The organism is Azospirillum sp. UENF 312511, from assembly GCF_058780635.1.
This window is the reverse complement of record NZ_JBSNCG010000005.1, coordinates 274,016-290,329: the sequence shown is the minus strand read 5'-3', so window position 1 is coordinate 290,329 and position 16,314 is coordinate 274,016. Positions and strand designations below refer to the sequence as shown.

Sequence of the window (16,314 nt, the reverse complement as noted above, 5' to 3'; positions counted from 1 at the left end):
GTTGTTGTGCAGACCCATGGTATCAGCGCCGCCTACCGGGCATCCAGGAAAGCCAGGAGATCGCGGTTGAAGCGGTCCATGTGCGTCAGGAACAGGCCGTGCGGGGCCCCCTCGTAGACGGCCAGCGTCGCGTTCGGCATCAACGCGGCGGTCTTCCTCCCGGTGATGCCGAGCGGGCTGGAGACGTCCAGGTCGCCATGGACCAGCAGGGTCGGCACGGCGATGCCCGGAAGCTCCCGCCGGAAGTCGGTGGACGTCGTCGCCCGATGGCAGTCCAGCAGCGCCTTCATCGACGCCTGCAAGGCCATCGCCTTCACCCACTCCATCATGCCCGCCGAACTGTCCGCCGCCAGGAAGGGACGAATGTTGTCCTCCAGCCATTTCGGGAAGTCCCGCATCAGGCATTCCGAGCGGAAAGCCTCGAAGACCGCGGGATCGATTCCGTCCGGATCGTCGTCGGTGCGCCCAAGGGTCGGAGTCACCGTGCCGACCAGGACGGCGCGGGACACACGATCGCTGCCGTGCCGGCTCAGATAGCGGATGATTTCGCCGCAGGACATGGAATGGCCGACCAAGGTGACGCCGCGTAGGTCCAGCCGGTCGAGCAGGGCGGCGAGGTCGTCGGCCAGCCGGTCGAAGTCGAAGCCGCGTCCCGGATCGCTCGACCGTCCATGGCCGCGGCGGTCGTAAGCCACGCAGCGGCACTCACGCTCCGCCAGCGCCAGCATCTGGTAGGCCCAGGAGTCGGAGTTCAGCGACCAGCTGGACAGGAAGACAACAGGCCTCCCCTCCCCCCAATCCCGGTAGAAGAGCCGCACGCCGTCATCCGTCTGGAGGAAGCCGGGCTGGTTCGGGGCGGCGGGGGATGCCGGAGTCATGCTCATGGCCGGTGCTCCTGTGTGCGGAACGCTGCGGGGCGGGGCATCCGGTGCGCCGCGCACCCGCCGTCGTGATGGTCCGGTTCGACCGGACATCCGCAGCATCGTCGTTCCGCAAACAGTGCGCGATTACATGGCAGGTAAAGTCATGGCTTTGATTTTAAATGGGTATCGCTTCATGTTTTCCGCCATGGCGTGACATGGCGTTCCTGATGCGTGCCAAATGAACGGGCGGACGGGCGATCACTCTTGTTCCGCGTCCGTTCTCATGCCACCATCTCCCCCATGAAGCACGAACACCCCCCTCGCGCGATCTGGGACGCCGCTGTCGCAATGGCCGGCGGCTCGGAGCTTTGGAACGAACTCGGGCCGGAGATAAAGCGCCAGTACATCGGCTGGGCCGAGCGGGCTGCCCCTGCCCTGATGGGCGGCGGAGCGATCCCGTGGCCTGACGTGCAGTGGACCTTGGAGTTCGTGCTGAAGCAGAACCGCGGCATGCTGACGAGCCGGAAGCCGGATGACGTCGCTGTCACCATGCTCGCCATGAAGTTGGTGGAGCATTTGCGCGAGTCAGGCTACACCGTGTTCGCTGGAAAGCCCGCTCCAGGGCACGGCGGGAGCTTCAAGGGGCCTTTGAGCGAATGACCTACGCAGAGCTTATCCAGGCGATCAACGCCGGGCGCCGAGAGCCGGGCGGATGCACGCCGCCCGTGATCGATGCCGTCAGGGCTGGCGGTGAGGAAACCAGCCTGACGGTCAATGCGATACTCGGATGGGAAATTCGGCATGGCCGGAGAGCTGGGCCGGGCGACGAAGCGTCGGTAATGGAAGCGCGCGCCACGCTGATAGCCAGCATGGGGTCGGAGCGGAAGGCGGTCTAGCCTCCCCCTCTTGAGAGAGGGAGGGAAGTAGGGTCAGGACATGTCGGGCTTCGAGCGGCGCAGGCGGGCGATGGTGCGAGGGCCAGCGGAACGAGGCGGGTTGCCGTTCCACGAGATGGTGGCCGTGTCCGGGAGGACGGCAATCACGCGGACCTCATAGACCACCGCGCGGCTCATGGTGGTGTTGCCCATCTTCTGGCGCTTCACGTCGTAGAGGACGTCGCCGGGCTTGATGGCGGAAAATGCGACCATGGCTACTCCGTCCCTTCCTTCAGGGGCCCCGCTGGACGCTCTACGAGGATGATCCGCCGGTCGCCATCAAAGCGCTGACGCACCGGCATTGCTCCCTTTCGCTTCACGTCGAACTCGACGAACGGCTGGTATCCACCGCCTCTCAATCCGAGAACGGTGGTTGTCGTCACCGTCCCCATCCGTCCCTCTTCCGCGAACTTCCGGAGCGGCTGGAGCCACCCTTCAGCATGGGCCGGGTCCAGCTTCACTCGGTCGCCGACCTGTAGGGGCTTGTCAGCCATTGCCGTCTCCCTTGCTGTCCGGGGCGCCCGCAGCCATGCCGCTGTTGGGCAGGTGCGGCGCTTTCCGCACGCTCTGGTCCTTCGTCGCCCGGATGCCGCGAGCAAGGAACTTCGTCATCGTGTCCGTGACCAGATCGGTGGCAAACCCGCCGGGTCGACGCCACGTCACGCGGGGCATCTTCCGGCCTTCGGCTGGAGTGACCGACACGACGTAGACGCCGATCTCGTCCCGGTCCTTGTAGACACGCCCCGCAACGATCTCGTCAGCGCGCATTCTCCCCTCCCTTGTCCGGGGCGCCCGACCGCTCAGGCATGGAGATGCCGAGAAGGGCAGCGGCCTCGTAGATGCGATCAGCGGTGGCGGCTTCTGGCTTGCTATGCGGAAACGCTCTCCGGAACTTATCCCACGCATCAAAGTCGATCATGCGCCGCCGGTTCGCCTCCTTCACGGCGTCGCGATCATCGGAGTTCAGGTAGCACCTCCAGCCCCCTCTCCCATTTGTCCACGTCGCGTACATATCCGACATATCGAGACGCAGCGGTTCGTAGAGGGCTTCCGGGTTCACGATGGTCGCGTACTTCCTGCCGACCTTCTCCACGGTCACGTCGATGTCTCGCCCGTACCATTCGAGCAAGAGCTTCTGCCCGACCACCAGCTTAGCCATTCCCATTCTCCCCTCCCGAGACCGTGGAGACCGTTTCCTTGTAGGGAAAGTTAGTCGGCATCCAGTGCGTCACGGCTCCATCGTAGAGGCCGGTCCAACAGTGCTGCCAGAGCTTCCCGTCCCACTCGTAGAGGCTGGCTTCGTCGCTGCGCTCGCACAGGTCGGAGAAGCCGACGTACAGGCCCGGCTCTTCGGGCTTTCCGCTGCACCAACCCGGAAGGCATCTGGTTTCCATCACTCCCCTCCTTTCGGTGTGTCCGGGGAGGAGGCGGCCGTTCTTTTGGATCTTCGCTCGACGCGCGCGAGCTTTTCTTCCACCGCCTCGCGGATGAACTCCGCGCGTCGGTTCTTTCCAGCCACCTCATCAATGCGCTCGGCAATCCCGTCCGGGAGCCGAACCACCGTGGGCTTCACATCCATCTTCGGTCGCCCCATGGGCGCCTTTGTTGCCGATATCGGAAACCTCGTCAACCTCGCCTCCAAAGCGATATCGCTTATTGACAAGGTAACCGATATCGCTTACAAAGGCAATGCGATATCGGTTACGACAGAGCAAACCATGATCGAAGACCGCACCGCCTGCCCGAGTGCCCTGGAAGCCGCCCGCCGTAATGCCCGCACGGTGAAGCCGGAAGTGGCGCAGCGGATCGTGGACGCGATGCCCGCGCAGATCGCCGAACTTGAAAGCAAAGCTGATGAGTTGCTTGCGGAGTTCGTCCGGCTGGCCGGTATCGCGGACAAGCTCCCCAACAGCCCCGAGCGACTGAAGGCGAACGAGAAGGCTTGGAAGGTGAAGGCGCGCTACGTGGACGCCGACCGCGCTGTCCGCGTCGCCCTGGCCTCTCAGCAGGCTTACCAGGAGCGCGCCGCCGTGGTCGTGAAGAAGCGCGCCACGCCGTCCTTCGGGAAGCGCGTCGCTGCACTCGCCGCCCGCTGCTGAACCGTCAAACGATCATTGACGGTTCGCCTAAACCCCCACGAGGCCCCCCCAATGGACACCACACCCATGATCACGATGCAGGAAGCCGCCGCCGCTCTGGACGGAAACGAGTACGGCAAGGAAGGCAGCAAGGAGCTTTTCGCCCGGATGAAGGCCGCCGGGCTGGTCGCCGTGTTCGGCGCGAGCGATGACCTGATGGAGTTTCGCGGCGCGGTTCTTGATGAGGTTGGCGCCTACGACGGTGGCGAGGCTTACTTCACCAAGGACGGCTTGCTGGAGAACGAATGCGAGGATGGCGCCTGCCCCTACTTCGCCAAGCTCCAGGCCAAGGCCAGCAAGGTCGAGGCGGTTTGGTGTCCGGATTGGACGCAGACTTCTTGGATCATGAAGACCGATCTCCCGCATGAGGTTTTCACCATCCGCGAGGATGGAGAGGTCTACTGCATCGGCCTTGTCTTCGACCTGAAGGACTGCGCTCTATGACCGACACCACGCACACCGAAGCGAGCGCCCTGGCCGAAGGGCAGACTTTCCGCGTCGCCTACCCGTTCGTCCGGGACCTGCACAGCTTCATGGACGAGGACGGCATCGGGAAGTCGCTGACGTGGAAACCGGGCCTACGCGCCGTCTACGTCCCGGCCTTCGAGGTTCCCGACGTGGACGAGGTTGCCGACGCGATGGGCGAAATGATCCTGACCGTCGTCAGCGTCCACAAGCCGGGCCGCTTCCCGACGCGCGTGTTCTTCACCCGCCAGTGGGTCACGCCGGATGGTCGGCAGTTCGGGAAAGGCAATCTTCGCGTCGCAACCGCCGAGAAGTTCCGCCGTCTGGCGCGCGGGTTCGGCGTGGAGGCGTGGCGCATGGCCGAACCGGGCGAGGTGGCGAGCCATCTGGAAAAGCTCAGGGAAGCCGCCTGACCGCCCCTCTTCAAGACAACGTTGCGGCTGGAACCCCGATCCCCCAGCGGCTAACCCGGAGACAGACACATGGCCGAAATCATCGACATCAACGGCCCCAACAGGGCGTGGGGCAAGCATCACGTCGAAGTGGTGCTTCAACTCTGGGACAACCGGAAGGTCTTCAACAAGGAAGTCGGCGGCAACTGCATCGGCTGGGAGGTGATCGACACCGCTATCAACCAGATCGCCGACGAAATCGCCATGAACGGCTCCGTCATCCTGACCTCTCCGGACGGCGAGGAGCTGACCGTGGACGATCACGCCGACGGCTACGATTGGGATGAGCGCATCCGCAAGATGGTCGTTTCGGCCCGGATCACCGGCTACACGCCGCCGACGCTGAACGAGGTGCGCGCGCGAAACGGCGCACCGCCCGTCGAAGGTGGCGATGCCCCGCGGGATTACGATGCGGAAGTCGTCGCCCGGCGCAAGAGCGAAGCCGCCGCCTGACCTCCTCCCCCTCCACGGCTGGCCCCCAGCGGACACCAGCGGCTTACAGGAGACACCACACGATGACCACCCACCGTGAAGCTCTGGAGCGCCTGACCCGCTGGAGAGCCGAAGGGCTGTTCGGCGATGGCACGCCGTATCCGGAAGCTCGCCTCGACAAGTCGCAGTTCTACGCCGACGTGTCCGCCCTGCTGTCCCTGGTCGAGAAGCAGCAAGAGGCGCTGAAGCCGTTCGCCGTTGGTGGGCCGGCTGAATTGCTGGCCGAAGAAGTCTTCAGCGTCATGCGGGAGCGGATCGTCGATTGGTTCGGCCCTTCGGATTTCAAGGCCGCTCGCGAGGCTTACAATGCCGCCATACCAACGGAGTCCAGCCGATGACCGCCATACTCACCACCGACCCGACACCGGGGATGCTGGCGGCGGTCGCGTGGCGGGAGGAATATGCGCCGTCTGCTGACGACTTCCGCGCCATGCTCCGCGCGCTTGTCGCTGAGGTGGAGGCCGCCAATGGCTGAACCTCGCCCTTGCTCCCCGGTGAACCTGCCATGGGCCTTGCTGGTCGAAGGGACGGCGGCTCAGATGTACAGCGAGCGCGGCGGCTGGCGCTGGACCATGATCCGTGAAGAGGTGAAGCGGGAATGGCGTTCGGCGGCGCGAGGCTGCCTTCGCCGCGGCATCCGCACGGGTTTCGGAAATCGCAAGTTCACGCCGCAGACTGTTTTGGAGGCCGCCAATGGCTGACCTTACGCCTGAGCAGAGGGCAGAGGAAATCCTGCCGCCGGACGTGTTCCATGAGTCCCCCTCGGTGGAGATGCGGGAAGCCATCACCGCCGCCATCCGCTCCGCCGAACTGGCCGCAGAGGAGCGCGGAAGGCTGGCAGAGAGGGGGCGCTTGGCCGGCTTGTTCGAGCGACTGGAAGTGCTCCTTCACATGCCGGCTGCTAAGGTGAGCGCTGCGGACAAGGCGCTGTATTCCACCCTCGCGGATCACTTCGAGCCCATCGGGCGCAGCGTACTGCCGAACTGGAAAGCTATCGCATCCGCCATCCGGGCAGCGGGGGAAGAGGAGGAAGGATGATGAGACGCGAGTGGACCCCTGACGACGAGGCGAATTACCAACGCACGCTCCGCCTGCGCCGGGAACGCGAAGATGCGAAGCCGTGGCGCAACGACGCCTTCGAGAAGGCCGCGCAGATCGCCGACCGGTACGGCTGCGCTGATGCGGCACGCGACATCCGGGCCCTGATATCATGACACCAGCGGGCCGCGCCGCCCTGGCGCAGAAGGAGGGGGAGAAGTGACTTGGATACTCATCCTCATCAGCATGTACGGTCATCAGCCAATGACTACGGCGGCTTTCCGTGACCGAATTGCTTGTGAAAATGCCGGAGCCGAAGCGAAGAAAATCAACTCATCAATTCGCTTTGTTTGCGTCCCCGATGCGTCTGGGTCGTGACACCGAGTCTGAGAGGCTGTATACTGGGGGAGTTCCACGGGATCGCTTGGCGGGTTCCGTGGTCCGAGACACAGCCAAGCGGACTGCCGGTGTGGACGGGACCGAAAGGCTTCTGAGGGAAGCGCGGCAGAGGCAGACGAAACCGGGAAGTAAGCCCCCCATACAAGGGGCTGAATGCCGGGCCATTCCGGGCGGGGACTTCGGTCCCCGTTCCGCGCCACGCCAGCATCCTCACCAGACTGGTGAGCGTGGTCCACGGGTCGGCTGAGGCCGTGGGAAGCTGGCAAACGCGGTCCTGGTCTAGTGGCTGGGCCTGAGCCTTCCAAGCTCATGAGGCGGGTTCGATCCCCGCGGACCGCTCCAGTTTCGCCCTTCGGGGCATCGAATATCTTGGCGACGCGGAATGTCCTGGACCTCTTGCCGCGGGACCCGAGAGACGCCTTGGCGGGAGGCTCGTATCCCGCCGCCTATTCGCCTCGCATGGGGCACAGAGTTGCGGCGTCGGCGTGGAAGGACACGCAGGAGAGGACTCACACGGGGGCGTTGGGTGAGTTGACCGCCGAGTTCTGGCTACGACGCTTGTCGGATCGCGGGGTTCTCGGAGCAACGGTCGGAGGGACGGCCCCCAGCCGGTATCAAGCCCGGCACGCTGCATGAATTGCGACGGCCGGCAGGTTCGATTGGATCGACCGCCGGCAGGCTGACGAAGCTACGGAAGTGCGGGTTCGAGTCCCGCCCGGCCGTCGCATACAGATCGACCCGGCACACGGACAAGGCTACGGCCTGTGAGGTGATGGCAGGGAGTGGGAGCGCCGGACAGCGCGAGTACCACCGAAGCCAGAGCCAAGCCAGGATGGGAAGCGAGTGGTGATGCCGGGTCGGTTCAGGTTGGCTGCGCAGATAACAGGGTTCGACTCCGCCTGCTGCCGATAGGTGATGGGCACACCGGGTGAGAAGCGCAGTCATCGTCAGGCGGGGCCGCTTCCTGACCGGGGCGGCCCCACCCGTCTCACGGGGCGCCCTGCCCCACCTGCCTCGCCACCTCATCCGCTTTCACGATCACGTCGCGGGCGGCGGGCGGCACGAGGTAGGCGACGCTCGGCACGATCCCAGCGATGATGTAGCCGATCACGTCGGCGGGAATGTCCACGTCGGCATACTGGCGCAGGAGCGAGGCAATCACCGCTGCGGCGACGCCGGCAAGACCACCGGCCCACACCTTGCGAGCCGGGATGATGGATGACATGCGGAAGGTCATGGCGGGTCCTTTCGGCAAAAAGAAAGCCCGCCGGGCGGGGTGCCGGGCGGGCTGGGGTGGTGGTGAACATTTCGTTCAGCGTGTCGGAATTGGCTTCTCTCGGATGATCGTAACTCCCGGATGCATACGCCTCGCTAAGCTTAGAAGTTCTTTGTTGTCGAATTCCTCTTTCCCTAAGATAAGAACCTTTGGGTCATGAGGTTGCTCATTCGTATCTCTCACTAGCCTAAGAATGGCGTCTCTCAAATCGTCCATCTCTCACCCCTCCTTTGCCGCGAGAGCGCGACCGGCCGCGTTGATGCCTTCGGCCATCTGTTCGGCGGTGTAGAGCCTGCCGGGTTGAAGGAACTTGGCGATCTCGATAGCTGCCGCCCGAGCGTCTGGCTTAGTTCCAGCTTCCACGCTGGCGGCCTGTTCCGGCAGTGTTTGCTTGCCGGTCATGGGTCAGCCCTCCGCCGAACGCGGCGCCCCATGCCAAACCGCCACGCGGTGCAAAACTGCTGCCGCAACGTGCGCCGACAGCGATCCTACGGCAATGGCGTCTTTGACCAGCGTGTTGATGATCTCCAGGACTTCCGCGTCGGACGGTTGGATACGCTCATCGCTGGTGGTATGATTGCTCTTGGTGCTGGTCATCGAAGCGTCTCCTTCGGTTGGTCTAGCGGCCGGGTGGTCGCACACCCGACCGGCACCACTATACCACCATGAGTAAGTCGCGTCACTGTCTATGCGACAGAAGTGAGAGAAACCCCCAGTTCTTCTGCCGCGAAGGCATACCGGAACGCGCGGTCATCCTGCCCGTTCAGGCCTCCGTTGATGCGCCGGGTGATCGCTTCCAGGTCTCCAGCATCGGCCAGCCGGTTGAGGCCGTTCACGGTCCAGAACCACACGGCGGAGGCCACGGCACCGTCTGGCGTCTCCAGCCACGACGGCATGGCCTCTAGAGGCTTCCCTGCCCACGTGGCGCAGCGCTGGTAGTTGTCCCGCCCGGTAAGCTGGATCAGCCCCCTGCCCCGGAACCGCCAGCCGTCGCCGCTCGCCTCCGGCCCGTTACCCATGCGGTCAGCGTAGACCCGGTTGGCGATGCGCTCCGGCTGGCGGGCATAGGCTTGTGCCGTCGCCGCATCTCGGAAGCGCTGGGGCCACGTCTTGCGCAGCCCGTCCGCCGAGTAGTTTAGGTTCTCTCTCCACACACGCAGGCCGCCGCTCTCATGCCCCACCTGGGACAGGAAGGCCGCCACCCGCTGCGGTGTGTTGATCCCGGCAGGCGGCAGGCGTTCGGCCATGGCCGCGGCAAAGACCGGAAGATCCCGGCCAGTAGGGAACAGGCGCTGCAACAGGGCAAGCGTCACCGTCGCGCCGGAAGGCACGTTGGTCATGGGGTCCTCCAGAAATGCGAAAGGCCCGCCGGAGGGGCGGGCCTGTGGGATGGGGGGTGGAGTTTTGTCGCGGTCTCTGGCTCAGTTCCCCACGGCAATGTATGACACGAACGTCCCGCCTGCTGTTGGGTCCAGAACAGGAGCCGATCCCGAACCTGCGCGGAAGCAGTTGCAGGTAAAATCCGTTTTGCTTGTTGCGTTGATTGTTACGTACGACTGCACGCCAGCCGCCCCCTGTGCTCCGGATGCGACGACTTGGTAGCAGTCGTTGGGGAAGGGGAGTTGGAAGGTCACCACCGTGTTGGCTCCCGCGGCGCTTTCCCCCTGCCCCCATTGCAGGATCAGGCCGCCGAGCCAACTCGGGAACGCTATGTGCCCGTTGGCGCCAAGGCTGATCGAGAAGCCGAACCGCAGCTTCTTCGGGGTGACGATCTTGGCGTCATCGCTACCTGCCTCAACCTCGTACTGCGTGGCAATGGACGCGAGGCCTGCCACCTCCTCCGACGCGGCTATCTCGGGATCGGCAACGCGCACGTCATCGGCGGTCCACACCGTGGCGTCGCCAGCCGTCTTCAGCACCGCCTTGTACGCCTCGTTCCCCAGCCAGATCGCCGGCCACCGGCCCGCGGCATCCGCCACCACCGGGTTCGTGTTCGCCACGGTGAGAGCTGCGTCGGCATAGGTGCTCAGCGGCGTGGTCGTGCCGGCCTCGTAGAAGAAGAGCTTGGCCCCGGCCATCGGTCGGCCGTTGCCATCAAACGCCGTCGCGAACGGCATCGTGAACCTGGGCATTCCGTGCTCCCATAAAGAAGAAAGCCGCCCCGGATGGAGCGGCCTCAGTTGCGTGGATGAAGGGCGGCCTTCCATCCCATCGACTCCCGGCAGCGCTTCAGGTACGCTGCCGGGGGTTGAGGGGGGCCCTATGAATATCCTGCTTTTCCTTATCCTGATGACGCTCTGGTTCGGGGCGGCGGCGGTCATCGGAGCAATTCAATGGGCGGTTGGCATCGCCATTGGCTTGGCTATTTTATGGCTCATCTTCTACGTGCTTGCGAAGGTTTCGGCGGAAGTATTTCAGGCGACCGCCGAGCTGATCGGATGGCTCAAGCGTGTTTTTCTGTATATTTGGAAGAACCCAGCACCTATTGCGCGGGGGATATTTGTGTTTATGTTCTACCCGTTCTACTTTGCCGCCGAATGCTGCATAGAAGTGCGCCAAGCTAGCGGGTGGCGCGCGGCAGCTATGTTGGCTATTAACCTCGCTTTGCTTTCCGGCCTCCTCATCCCATACGCCATCATGTGGTTTCTCATTGGGAAGCTCATGGCGCATGTGGCGGGCATCACCGGCCTGCCCTTTTGATGCGACTCAGGCTCGCCATCCTCCGATAGGGCGTGGTAGCCTCCATACGCCGTTGGCGGAGGAATGCGATGGGTCCGGAGTTGGAGCTTAAGGCGGTGAAGCCGACGCCGGTGTGGCGCAAGGTTCTGGCCGTGATTGTTTTTCTGCTCTTGCTGGTTGGCCTCGGTGTAGCTGCCAAGCTGCTCCCATGGGAGTTTGGAGTCGGGTTCCTCTGCGGGGTTTTCTGCGTCCTGCTTTGGCACCGCCTAACCTATGGCTACTGGCTCGACTACCGCTAGTTCGTGATAGCTCCGTACCCGGCAGCCCCGACCGCTCCGACCAGCCCCGGCGGAACCTGCCGCTTGGCCACGCCGCCGCCCGCCGCGCCGACCGCCTTGACCCCGTAGATCAGGTTCGAGGCTCCAGGGATCACGGCCAGCAGCGCTGCCTTTGCCTTGTCCCCGACGAACCCGGCCCCGGCCATCTTCTGCACGATGTTGGCTGCCGCCGGCGTCGTGTTCGAGAAGTTGTCGCCGCCACGCGTGACGGTGGTGGTGCGCAGCGCCACGTTCTTGAACTGCTGGAGCAGAGCCAACTCTTCGGTGCTAAACAGAGACCGCATCAGTTCCGGGTTCCGTTTCATGGCCACGTCCAGAGCCGATGCGAACTTGGCCCCCGAGAACTCGCGCGTGTCCACGCTGCGTGAATACGGCCCTTCCGCCGCCTTGGCGAGGCGAAGGAATGCCTCCTCCCGGAGCGCGTTCCATTCGGGGCTGCCCTCCCCCACCAGCTCCCGCACCCGCCGCAGATCCCGGAACAGGTTGCCCTTGTTCACGAACCCGGTGTCAGACAGGCCGAAAACGAAGTTGGACGCCTGCTCCGGAGACACCTTCAGTTGAAGCCGTCCGGAGCGTGGTTCGCGCTCAAGAAGCCCCTCGATCAGGTCGTCCCCCTGGAACTTCGACGCCCATTCCTTTCGGGCCTTGATCGCGGTCGTCCACAGGTCCACCGCCTGCTGATCGCCGTCCATCAGGCCCCGCTTCACCATCTCCGGAACCGCTTCATCGAAACGCTTCACCATCTCCCGCAGCGCCGCGCCTTCGGTCGGATCGGCGGACTCCCTGGCCAACGTCGTGGTGGTCCGGCGCCAGTCGAACAGGTTGCGGACGAGAACGGAGCCTTCGGCCCCTTCGGTGATCTTGTCCAGCGCGTCAAGCCGCGCCTGGGCCTTCGGCGCGAAGGGCAAGCGCTCCGCCACGTCGCCGGCCCCAACGAAGTAGCGAAGCCCCTGCACCTCCTGCTGAGGCAGCCCCGCGGGCGCGGCACGGGCAGCGTCATAGGCCGCATTCACCTCCGCCTTCCCTGCCCTGGCCATATCGTCCAGGGAGCTTTGGAGGATTGCCCCAGCCTCACCCGGCGCGGTGATGTTCGGCTGGCCACCGGCGAGGCGGGATTGAATGGCCGGGATGTTGGCCCGAAGTGCGTCCTGCTGAGCGTCTCGGGTGCTGCGCATGACGGTTTCCGGCACCCTGCCGTAGGTGCCCTTCTCGGCAAGGTTCTCGAACATCTGGTCACTGGCCATGCGCGAAACGTCGCCCCGCGTCATCGGCACCGGCACAGGAAGGCTCTGGCCCGACGCCGCCACCGCCGCGTCGCTCGGTCGCGCCGCGCCCTTGGCCAGCTTGGCGAACTCGCGGGCGAAGTCGTCCGTGACCGCCGCCGGGTCTATGCCGGCCTTCACCAGGACAGCCTTGCCCGCATCGGTGAGTACGCCCGTCGCCTGGTCTACGAGCGCCGGGTTCGGAAACATCCGGCGGAAGATAGCAGACACCAACGGAGCGCCGCCTTCGAATATCCCCGCCGTAAGGGCGTTGCCTGCTGCCCGCGGCAGGCTGACGGGCTGCTCTGAACCCGCTTCGCGGGCCGCATGGTCCTGCACAATGGACGCCGCGCCCCCGCCCGCGCCCGCGCCGGCAATACGCCCTATGACCCCGCCGACTGCCGCGCCGATCCTGGCCCCGCCGCCGACGAACGGCGCCATCATGATGGCCTGCGTGGTGAAGTCGTCCACGTCCTGCCCCGACAAGCCGGGGCGGTTGAGGTAGTAGTCCTTGCCGTCCAGGTTGGCCATGTAGTTCCCGAACTTGTCCTGCCGGACGGGGGCTTTCGGGAACGCCTCGCGGAAGATGTCGGCCTGGGCTTCCGGGGACTGGCCAAGCGCCATCTTCGACTTGATCTCGCCAAAGCCGGGGACAAGTTGGCCGGGCACTTCCGGGATATCGAACTCGCGCCGGTCGTCGCCGGTCACGAAATCCTTGGCGCCTTGGTAGGCGCTCGACGCCACGTCGCCAGCGGCGGACAGAAGCCGCCGGACGGGGCTTGGCTCTTCCGCCGGGATGATCCCGCGCCGCCGGGCTTCGGCCAGCAGCATGTCGTCATCCCCCATGTCGCCCGTCGCGGCGGGTTGGACCGGGGCCGGCTCGGCGGGGAGAATGCCCCGCCGCCGCGCCTCTTGGATCAGCAGATCATCGCTCATTTCAGAAGCCCCCGTGCTCTGAGTTCATTTCGAAGCTGATCTTCGTTCATGCCGCTGTACGGATTGCCCGGCTGCGCCGCCCCCGGCTGCCCCCCTGCGCTGGGGGGGCGGAGGTCATTCGGGATCGGCACGGCCTGCCACTTCGACGGGTCCGGCATGCTCTGCACGAGGTCGCGGAAGAGGGGGTTCTCTTCGCTGTTCCGCTGGAGCTGGTCGAAGAAGCCTTCATCCAGCTTCCCGCTTTTGGCACGGTACTCCCGCGCCATCCGCGCCACCTCGATATGGCGCTGGTTAACGCGCCGGCTCGTCTCCACCATCAGGCGGCGGCCTTCCGGCGTCGTTTCGATGCCCGGCGTCATGGAGCGCAGGAACTCGCGATCAGCGTCCGACATCGCCCCCGGCATGCCCGCGCCGCCAGCCGGGTTTCGAAGCTGGAGCGCAATTTCGCCCGAGAGCGCCTGAGCCGCTTCCGCCGGGGCGACGTCATCCCGAATGCCGTATTTCTCCAGGTCAACGCCGGCACCCTTCGCCAAGCGCTTCACCTCCAGCGTCGTGGCGGCCCCCTTGCCGGTGTTCACCTGCTCCAGCAGGTTGGACAGTCGGTCGAGGTTGTTGAGGCTGTTCTGAGCGACGATCCCGGATTTCTGGATTTCGCCGAACTGCTCGCCGTAGAACTTCCCAACCGTCTTCGACTCCTCGCCCTCCCCCTTCAGGTCGATGTTGGTTTCCGCCCTGCCGGCCCGCTTCAACTGCGTCTGGTAGTCCATGAAGGACCCCTGGAACCCCTGTTCCTTGGCGAGGTTGTAGTCCCGCTGCTCGGCTGTCGCCTCCTGCGCCTTTGGAACGACGAACGCGCCCGCCGGCATGCCGCCCGAGGCGTCCGCGACCTGAACGCGCTGCGGCTGCGCGCCTTGGGTCTCTCCACCCTCTCTCGCCATCTTGGCGGCGGCCCAATTCCGCAAGCCACCAGCCGTCATGCCGCGGAGGAATGAGTTGGCCTGGACGGCTTCCGGGGACAGGATGGATGAGACCGGAGTGGAAGGGTCAGCCTGGAGCACGCTGAGGGCTCCGGCCGGGCCTGCGAAGTGGGCTAGGTATCGTTCCCCAGCGCCCACGTTTTCCACACCGTTCTCATTCAGGAAGCGCGTGTTGGCGTCCCCATAGGCGTTGACCATGCGTTCGTTCAGCGCAGGGCCGATCTTCGGGTCTGTGCGGAGTGCCAGGATTTCTTCATCGCTGCGGCCCTGAGCCACCTCCGGAGCGAACTTCTTGACAACCTCCAGCCACGTCCCATTGAGGAACTGGCCGGGGCCGGTGGCGCTGCTGTTCGGGTTCTTGGCGTCCAAGCGCCCGCCGCTCTCCGCCATGATGGTGGGGTTGCCGGCCAGTCGACCAAGCCCGGCGAGCGCGCTCCCCTGCCCGCCCTGCGGGGGGATCACCATGTTTCCCGGCGCGAAGCTCTGGTAGCTGTTCGCCTCCTTCGCCGCAGTCTCCGCTCCGACCTTCGCCGCGCCAGCCTCTACGGCGCCGGGGATGTTCTGCACCCGGCCGCCGGAGAAGATCGTCCCGCTGTCCAACGTCTCCTTGATGGTGCGGGCCTGCGCGATGAACGGCTCACGCGCTCCGAACTGGCCCTTGTACTGCGCCACGTCAGGGTACTGCTTCGACAGCATGCCAACGGCATAGTCCCACTTCTCGGGCGTGTCCGCCCACAGCGCGATCTTTCCGAACTGGTCGATGGTGTCCTTGAACTTCGCGCGCTGCTGCTCATCCATCGTCGCCAGACCGGCGGAAATCTGCTTATATGACTGCGGGTCGAGACCGGCTACTTGGTTCAGCGCCTCTCGGTCGCCGCCGGCCGCCTTCGAGGCGAGGCCGGACAACTGGTTCTGCCGATCCCGCTGCTGCGCATAGGCCAATCCCTGCAGGATGGATCGCCCCTGGTCTTCGACGCGAGCGCCCGTGGTCGCGATCAGGTCATTCAGGGACATCACACGCCTCCGATCATGCGGCCCGTGCCGCTGTTCACAATGCCCGAGCTGTACCCGATGCGCCCCAGGTTCGTTCCGCCGCCGCCCATCCCCATGGAGAAGATGCTCCCCAACGTGCCGATGCCGTTTGCGATGGAGCCGCCTGTCCCGAGGATGCCGGCACCGCTGGCCTGCCCGCGGGCGTAGTTCCCGCTCTGCAAGGACTGCGATAGGTTCTGCAGGATGGACGACGTCCGCGCTCCGTAGTTGGCGATTTGCGCGTTCTGGTTCTGCGCCACGTTGTTGATCTGACCGCCGCCCCATGTGGTGATATCCGCCAGACCGCGACCGGCATTGGCTGCGAGGTCAGCAAGGCCGGAGCCGACCTTCAGATTGACGTCGGACAGACCCTTGCCTTGGTCGGCGCTGAGGCCGGCGAGCGTGCCGGCCACGTTCACGCCCATCTGCGCCAGCGGCGCCAGCCGGCTGTACCCGGCCTGGAACTCTTGGCTCGCCGCGCCCTGGGCATAGTCGGTCAGGGCCTTCCCCGTGGCGCCGGAGTACAGCCCGCCGCGGGCTGCCGCGCTGCGCTCCAAAGCCTGCTGCCCCTGCTGCAGGCGCCATGCGTAGCCGGGGTCGCTGGCCTGATATGGCGTCTCTCCGGTGATGTAGGTGGAGTACAGCCGCTCCAGAGCGCTCTTGCCGGTATCCGCGTACGGCTGGAGGTCACTCCTCGCACGGTCGTACCCGGCAGTCAGGTTCGCTAGCGCTTGCCCGCCAGCCGATGCGATGTGTTCAGACGCAACGGCGTCACCGGTCAGTAGGTGTTGCGCTGCCTGAGACGTACTTTTCTCTGTATCAACACGCTGACGCTCGTAGTTTTGCGTTATCTGATCGTAGAGCTCTTTCTGTAGATCCAAATCCTGCTGTGCGATGTCCTCGGCCGCCCCCATCGCCGCCCCAGCGGCATTCTTCTGGGCTTTGGCCGCCCGGCTTGCCGAGGAGGCTGAGACCGCCGCGCTACCGACCGTGGCCGCCGCCGCAACGCCCATCGCTGCTGCCATGCCCATG

Annotated in this window: 28 protein-coding genes and 2 tRNA genes; 15 read left to right on the top strand and 15 right to left on the bottom strand. The window is 65.1% G+C overall.

The genetic code is table 11. The features are described 5' to 3' along the window. Positions 1 to 32 precede the first annotated feature (32 nt). On the bottom strand, positions 33 to 884 hold the full coding sequence (locus tag ACWPN7_RS29910; RefSeq protein ID WP_040136689.1) for an alpha/beta fold hydrolase: 852 nt from the start codon (positions 882 to 884) through the stop codon (positions 33 to 35). On the opposite strand from ACWPN7_RS29910, the gene ACWPN7_RS29905 reads away from it, so the two are divergent. The 3 genes from ACWPN7_RS29905 to ACWPN7_RS29895 all read left to right on the top strand — a co-directional run bounded on the left by ACWPN7_RS29905 (position 877) and on the right by ACWPN7_RS29895 (position 1,759). Continuing rightward, entirely contained in the window at positions 877 to 1,077 is a 201-nt protein-coding gene (locus tag ACWPN7_RS29905; RefSeq protein WP_492273644.1) for a hypothetical protein, read from the top strand. The two genes, ACWPN7_RS29910 and ACWPN7_RS29905, sit on opposite strands and share 8 nt — an antisense overlap. 86 nt (positions 1,078 to 1,163) lie before the next feature. Further along, a complete protein-coding gene (locus ACWPN7_RS29900) occupies positions 1,164 to 1,523 on the top strand; it encodes a hypothetical protein (protein ID WP_492273643.1) in 360 nt (119 codons plus the stop codon). Continuing rightward, the gene (locus ACWPN7_RS29895; RefSeq protein ID WP_492273642.1) at positions 1,520 to 1,759 is read left to right on the top strand and encodes a hypothetical protein; all 240 of its coding nucleotides are present in this window, start codon (positions 1,520 to 1,522) and stop codon (positions 1,757 to 1,759) included. The genes ACWPN7_RS29900 and ACWPN7_RS29895 overlap by 4 nt, the downstream gene beginning before the upstream one ends. A 33-nt stretch (positions 1,760 to 1,792) precedes the next feature. Here the strand turns inward: ACWPN7_RS29895 and ACWPN7_RS29890 are convergent, their stop codons facing one another. Genes ACWPN7_RS29890 through ACWPN7_RS29865 form a run of 6 tightly spaced genes read right to left on the bottom strand, consistent with a single transcriptional unit; the run spans position 1,793 to position 3,377 of the window. Continuing rightward, positions 1,793 to 2,011 carry a hypothetical protein gene (locus tag ACWPN7_RS29890; RefSeq protein WP_492273641.1) on the bottom strand — a complete coding sequence of 73 codons (219 nt, stop codon included), beginning with the start codon at positions 2,009 to 2,011 and terminating at the stop codon, positions 1,793 to 1,795. A 2-nt stretch (positions 2,012 to 2,013) separates the two neighbouring features. Next, entirely contained in the window at positions 2,014 to 2,292 is a 279-nt protein-coding gene (locus ACWPN7_RS29885; protein WP_492273640.1) for a hypothetical protein, read from the bottom strand. Continuing rightward, positions 2,285 to 2,566: a hypothetical protein gene (locus ACWPN7_RS29880; RefSeq protein WP_492273639.1), complete on the bottom strand. Its 282-nt coding sequence runs from the start codon at positions 2,564 to 2,566 to the stop codon at positions 2,285 to 2,287. Before ACWPN7_RS29880 ends, ACWPN7_RS29885 begins: the two co-directional genes overlap by 8 nt. After that, positions 2,556 to 2,957 (bottom strand): beta barrel domain-containing protein, encoded by a 402-nt coding sequence (locus ACWPN7_RS29875; protein ID WP_492273638.1) that lies wholly within the window; start codon positions 2,955 to 2,957, stop codon positions 2,556 to 2,558. Before ACWPN7_RS29875 ends, ACWPN7_RS29880 begins: the two co-directional genes overlap by 11 nt. After that, a complete protein-coding gene (locus ACWPN7_RS29870; protein ID WP_492273637.1) occupies positions 2,950 to 3,192 on the bottom strand; it encodes a hypothetical protein in 243 nt (80 codons plus the stop codon). Before ACWPN7_RS29870 ends, ACWPN7_RS29875 begins: the two co-directional genes overlap by 8 nt. Beyond that, entirely contained in the window at positions 3,192 to 3,377 is a 186-nt protein-coding gene (locus ACWPN7_RS29865) for a ribbon-helix-helix domain-containing protein (RefSeq protein WP_492273636.1), read from the bottom strand. The genes ACWPN7_RS29870 and ACWPN7_RS29865 overlap by 1 nt, the downstream gene beginning before the upstream one ends. Here ACWPN7_RS29865 and ACWPN7_RS29860 point away from each other — a divergent pair. From ACWPN7_RS29860 to ACWPN7_RS29810, 11 genes are all read left to right on the top strand, one after another. Beyond that, positions 3,361 to 3,897, top strand: a complete 537-nt coding sequence (locus ACWPN7_RS29860; protein ID WP_492273635.1) for a hypothetical protein — start codon at positions 3,361 to 3,363, stop codon at positions 3,895 to 3,897. The two genes, ACWPN7_RS29865 and ACWPN7_RS29860, sit on opposite strands and share 17 nt — an antisense overlap. A 66-nt stretch (positions 3,898 to 3,963) precedes the next feature. Next, the gene (locus ACWPN7_RS29855; protein WP_492273634.1) at positions 3,964 to 4,380 is read left to right on the top strand and encodes a hypothetical protein; all 417 of its coding nucleotides are present in this window, start codon (positions 3,964 to 3,966) and stop codon (positions 4,378 to 4,380) included. Beyond that, entirely contained in the window at positions 4,377 to 4,814 is a 438-nt protein-coding gene (locus ACWPN7_RS29850; protein WP_492273633.1) for a hypothetical protein, read from the top strand. Before ACWPN7_RS29855 ends, ACWPN7_RS29850 begins: the two co-directional genes overlap by 4 nt. Positions 4,815 to 4,883: 69 nt before the next feature. Beyond that, positions 4,884 to 5,306, top strand: a complete 423-nt coding sequence (locus ACWPN7_RS29845) for a DUF5406 family protein (RefSeq protein WP_492273632.1) — start codon at positions 4,884 to 4,886, stop codon at positions 5,304 to 5,306. Between the two features lie 62 nt (positions 5,307 to 5,368). Continuing rightward, a complete protein-coding gene (locus ACWPN7_RS29840) occupies positions 5,369 to 5,683 on the top strand; it encodes a hypothetical protein (RefSeq protein WP_492273631.1) in 315 nt (104 codons plus the stop codon). Beyond that, entirely contained in the window at positions 5,680 to 5,820 is a 141-nt protein-coding gene (locus ACWPN7_RS29835) for a hypothetical protein (RefSeq protein WP_492273630.1), read from the top strand. Before ACWPN7_RS29840 ends, ACWPN7_RS29835 begins: the two co-directional genes overlap by 4 nt. Beyond that, the gene (locus ACWPN7_RS29830) at positions 5,813 to 6,046 is read left to right on the top strand and encodes a hypothetical protein (RefSeq protein WP_492273629.1); all 234 of its coding nucleotides are present in this window, start codon (positions 5,813 to 5,815) and stop codon (positions 6,044 to 6,046) included. Before ACWPN7_RS29835 ends, ACWPN7_RS29830 begins: the two co-directional genes overlap by 8 nt. Continuing rightward, positions 6,039 to 6,383, top strand: coding sequence for a hypothetical protein (locus ACWPN7_RS29825; protein WP_492273628.1), 345 nt, complete (start codon positions 6,039 to 6,041; stop codon positions 6,381 to 6,383). The genes ACWPN7_RS29830 and ACWPN7_RS29825 overlap by 8 nt, the downstream gene beginning before the upstream one ends. Continuing rightward, positions 6,380 to 6,559 carry a hypothetical protein gene (locus tag ACWPN7_RS29820; protein ID WP_492273627.1) on the top strand — a complete coding sequence of 60 codons (180 nt, stop codon included), beginning with the start codon at positions 6,380 to 6,382 and terminating at the stop codon, positions 6,557 to 6,559. The genes ACWPN7_RS29825 and ACWPN7_RS29820 overlap by 4 nt, the downstream gene beginning before the upstream one ends. A gap of 491 nt (positions 6,560 to 7,050) precedes the next feature. Next, a tRNA-Gly gene (locus tag ACWPN7_RS29815) sits at positions 7,051 to 7,124 on the top strand. 301 nt (positions 7,125 to 7,425) lie between these two features. Further along, positions 7,426 to 7,505: transfer RNA gene (locus ACWPN7_RS29810), tRNA-Arg, on the top strand. A gap of 265 nt (positions 7,506 to 7,770) precedes the next feature. On the opposite strand, the gene ACWPN7_RS29805 is transcribed toward ACWPN7_RS29810, so the two are convergent. The 5 genes from ACWPN7_RS29805 to ACWPN7_RS29785 all read right to left on the bottom strand — a co-directional run bounded on the left by ACWPN7_RS29805 (position 7,771) and on the right by ACWPN7_RS29785 (position 10,190). Continuing rightward, on the bottom strand, positions 7,771 to 8,007 hold the full coding sequence (locus tag ACWPN7_RS29805) for a hypothetical protein (RefSeq protein ID WP_492273626.1): 237 nt from the start codon (positions 8,005 to 8,007) through the stop codon (positions 7,771 to 7,773). Between the two features lie 270 nt (positions 8,008 to 8,277). Further along, positions 8,278 to 8,460 carry a hypothetical protein gene (locus ACWPN7_RS29800; RefSeq protein WP_492273625.1) on the bottom strand — a complete coding sequence of 61 codons (183 nt, stop codon included), beginning with the start codon at positions 8,458 to 8,460 and terminating at the stop codon, positions 8,278 to 8,280. A gap of 3 nt (positions 8,461 to 8,463) precedes the next feature. Further along, positions 8,464 to 8,655 (bottom strand): hypothetical protein, encoded by a 192-nt coding sequence (locus ACWPN7_RS29795; protein WP_492273624.1) that lies wholly within the window; start codon positions 8,653 to 8,655, stop codon positions 8,464 to 8,466. An 89-nt stretch (positions 8,656 to 8,744) separates the two neighbouring features. Beyond that, entirely contained in the window at positions 8,745 to 9,398 is a 654-nt protein-coding gene (locus ACWPN7_RS29790) for a glycoside hydrolase family 19 protein (RefSeq protein WP_492273623.1), read from the bottom strand. 81 nt (positions 9,399 to 9,479) lie between these two features. Continuing rightward, positions 9,480 to 10,190 (bottom strand): gp53-like domain-containing protein, encoded by a 711-nt coding sequence (locus ACWPN7_RS29785; protein WP_492273622.1) that lies wholly within the window; start codon positions 10,188 to 10,190, stop codon positions 9,480 to 9,482. 130 nt (positions 10,191 to 10,320) lie between these two features. On the opposite strand from ACWPN7_RS29785, the gene ACWPN7_RS29780 reads away from it, so the two are divergent. After that, positions 10,321 to 10,758: a hypothetical protein gene (locus ACWPN7_RS29780; protein WP_492273621.1), complete on the top strand. Its 438-nt coding sequence runs from the start codon at positions 10,321 to 10,323 to the stop codon at positions 10,756 to 10,758. A 274-nt stretch (positions 10,759 to 11,032) separates the two neighbouring features. On the opposite strand, the gene ACWPN7_RS29775 is transcribed toward ACWPN7_RS29780, so the two are convergent. Genes ACWPN7_RS29775 through ACWPN7_RS29765 form a run of 3 tightly spaced genes read right to left on the bottom strand, consistent with a single transcriptional unit; the run spans position 11,033 to position 16,313 of the window. Then, positions 11,033 to 13,273: a hypothetical protein gene (locus ACWPN7_RS29775; RefSeq protein WP_492273620.1), complete on the bottom strand. Its 2,241-nt coding sequence runs from the start codon at positions 13,271 to 13,273 to the stop codon at positions 11,033 to 11,035. Beyond that, the gene (locus ACWPN7_RS29770; protein WP_492273619.1) at positions 13,270 to 15,264 is read right to left on the bottom strand and encodes a hypothetical protein; all 1,995 of its coding nucleotides are present in this window, start codon (positions 15,262 to 15,264) and stop codon (positions 13,270 to 13,272) included. Before ACWPN7_RS29770 ends, ACWPN7_RS29775 begins: the two co-directional genes overlap by 4 nt. After that, positions 15,264 to 16,313, bottom strand: a complete 1,050-nt coding sequence (locus ACWPN7_RS29765; protein WP_492273618.1) for a hypothetical protein — start codon at positions 16,311 to 16,313, stop codon at positions 15,264 to 15,266. Before ACWPN7_RS29765 ends, ACWPN7_RS29770 begins: the two co-directional genes overlap by 1 nt. Position 16,314 lies beyond the last annotated feature (1 nt).

What these genes read in the sequence shown, in the direction of transcription:
- ACWPN7_RS29905 (WP_492273644.1), top strand. Translation starts at nt 877, where the DNA reads ATGCTCATGGCCGGTGCTCCTGTGTGCGGAACGCTGCGGGGCGGGGCA.
- ACWPN7_RS29910 (WP_040136689.1), bottom strand. Translation starts at nt 884, where the DNA reads ATGAGCATGACTCCGGCATCCCCCGCCGCCCCGAACCAGCCCGGCTTC.
- ACWPN7_RS29900 (WP_492273643.1), top strand. Translation starts at nt 1,164, where the DNA reads ATGAAGCACGAACACCCCCCTCGCGCGATCTGGGACGCCGCTGTCGCA.
- ACWPN7_RS29895 (WP_492273642.1), top strand. Translation starts at nt 1,520, where the DNA reads ATGACCTACGCAGAGCTTATCCAGGCGATCAACGCCGGGCGCCGAGAG.
- ACWPN7_RS29890 (WP_492273641.1), bottom strand. Translation starts at nt 2,011, where the DNA reads ATGGTCGCATTTTCCGCCATCAAGCCCGGCGACGTCCTCTACGACGTG.
- ACWPN7_RS29885 (WP_492273640.1), bottom strand. Translation starts at nt 2,292, where the DNA reads ATGGCTGACAAGCCCCTACAGGTCGGCGACCGAGTGAAGCTGGACCCG.
- ACWPN7_RS29880 (WP_492273639.1), bottom strand. Translation starts at nt 2,566, where the DNA reads ATGCGCGCTGACGAGATCGTTGCGGGGCGTGTCTACAAGGACCGGGAC.
- ACWPN7_RS29875 (WP_492273638.1), bottom strand. Translation starts at nt 2,957, where the DNA reads ATGGCTAAGCTGGTGGTCGGGCAGAAGCTCTTGCTCGAATGGTACGGG.
- ACWPN7_RS29870 (WP_492273637.1), bottom strand. Translation starts at nt 3,192, where the DNA reads ATGGAAACCAGATGCCTTCCGGGTTGGTGCAGCGGAAAGCCCGAAGAG.
- ACWPN7_RS29865 (WP_492273636.1), bottom strand. Translation starts at nt 3,377, where the DNA reads ATGGATGTGAAGCCCACGGTGGTTCGGCTCCCGGACGGGATTGCCGAG.
- ACWPN7_RS29855 (WP_492273634.1), top strand. Translation starts at nt 3,964, where the DNA reads ATGATCACGATGCAGGAAGCCGCCGCCGCTCTGGACGGAAACGAGTAC.
- ACWPN7_RS29850 (WP_492273633.1), top strand. Translation starts at nt 4,377, where the DNA reads ATGACCGACACCACGCACACCGAAGCGAGCGCCCTGGCCGAAGGGCAG.
- ACWPN7_RS29845 (WP_492273632.1), top strand. Translation starts at nt 4,884, where the DNA reads ATGGCCGAAATCATCGACATCAACGGCCCCAACAGGGCGTGGGGCAAG.
- ACWPN7_RS29840 (WP_492273631.1), top strand. Translation starts at nt 5,369, where the DNA reads ATGACCACCCACCGTGAAGCTCTGGAGCGCCTGACCCGCTGGAGAGCC.
- ACWPN7_RS29835 (WP_492273630.1), top strand. Translation starts at nt 5,680, where the DNA reads ATGACCGCCATACTCACCACCGACCCGACACCGGGGATGCTGGCGGCG.
- ACWPN7_RS29830 (WP_492273629.1), top strand. Translation starts at nt 5,813, where the DNA reads ATGGCTGAACCTCGCCCTTGCTCCCCGGTGAACCTGCCATGGGCCTTG.
- ACWPN7_RS29825 (WP_492273628.1), top strand. Translation starts at nt 6,039, where the DNA reads ATGGCTGACCTTACGCCTGAGCAGAGGGCAGAGGAAATCCTGCCGCCG.
- ACWPN7_RS29820 (WP_492273627.1), top strand. Translation starts at nt 6,380, where the DNA reads ATGATGAGACGCGAGTGGACCCCTGACGACGAGGCGAATTACCAACGC.
- ACWPN7_RS29805 (WP_492273626.1), bottom strand. Translation starts at nt 8,007, where the DNA reads ATGTCATCCATCATCCCGGCTCGCAAGGTGTGGGCCGGTGGTCTTGCC.
- ACWPN7_RS29800 (WP_492273625.1), bottom strand. Translation starts at nt 8,460, where the DNA reads ATGACCGGCAAGCAAACACTGCCGGAACAGGCCGCCAGCGTGGAAGCT.
- ACWPN7_RS29795 (WP_492273624.1), bottom strand. Translation starts at nt 8,655, where the DNA reads ATGACCAGCACCAAGAGCAATCATACCACCAGCGATGAGCGTATCCAA.
- ACWPN7_RS29790 (WP_492273623.1), bottom strand. Translation starts at nt 9,398, where the DNA reads ATGACCAACGTGCCTTCCGGCGCGACGGTGACGCTTGCCCTGTTGCAG.
- ACWPN7_RS29785 (WP_492273622.1), bottom strand. Translation starts at nt 10,190, where the DNA reads ATGCCCAGGTTCACGATGCCGTTCGCGACGGCGTTTGATGGCAACGGC.
- ACWPN7_RS29780 (WP_492273621.1), top strand. Translation starts at nt 10,321, where the DNA reads ATGAATATCCTGCTTTTCCTTATCCTGATGACGCTCTGGTTCGGGGCG.
- ACWPN7_RS29775 (WP_492273620.1), bottom strand. Translation starts at nt 13,273, where the DNA reads ATGAGCGATGATCTGCTGATCCAAGAGGCGCGGCGGCGGGGCATTCTC.
- ACWPN7_RS29770 (WP_492273619.1), bottom strand. Translation starts at nt 15,264, where the DNA reads ATGTCCCTGAATGACCTGATCGCGACCACGGGCGCTCGCGTCGAAGAC.
- ACWPN7_RS29765 (WP_492273618.1), bottom strand. Translation starts at nt 16,313, where the DNA reads ATGGGCATGGCAGCAGCGATGGGCGTTGCGGCGGCGGCCACGGTCGGT.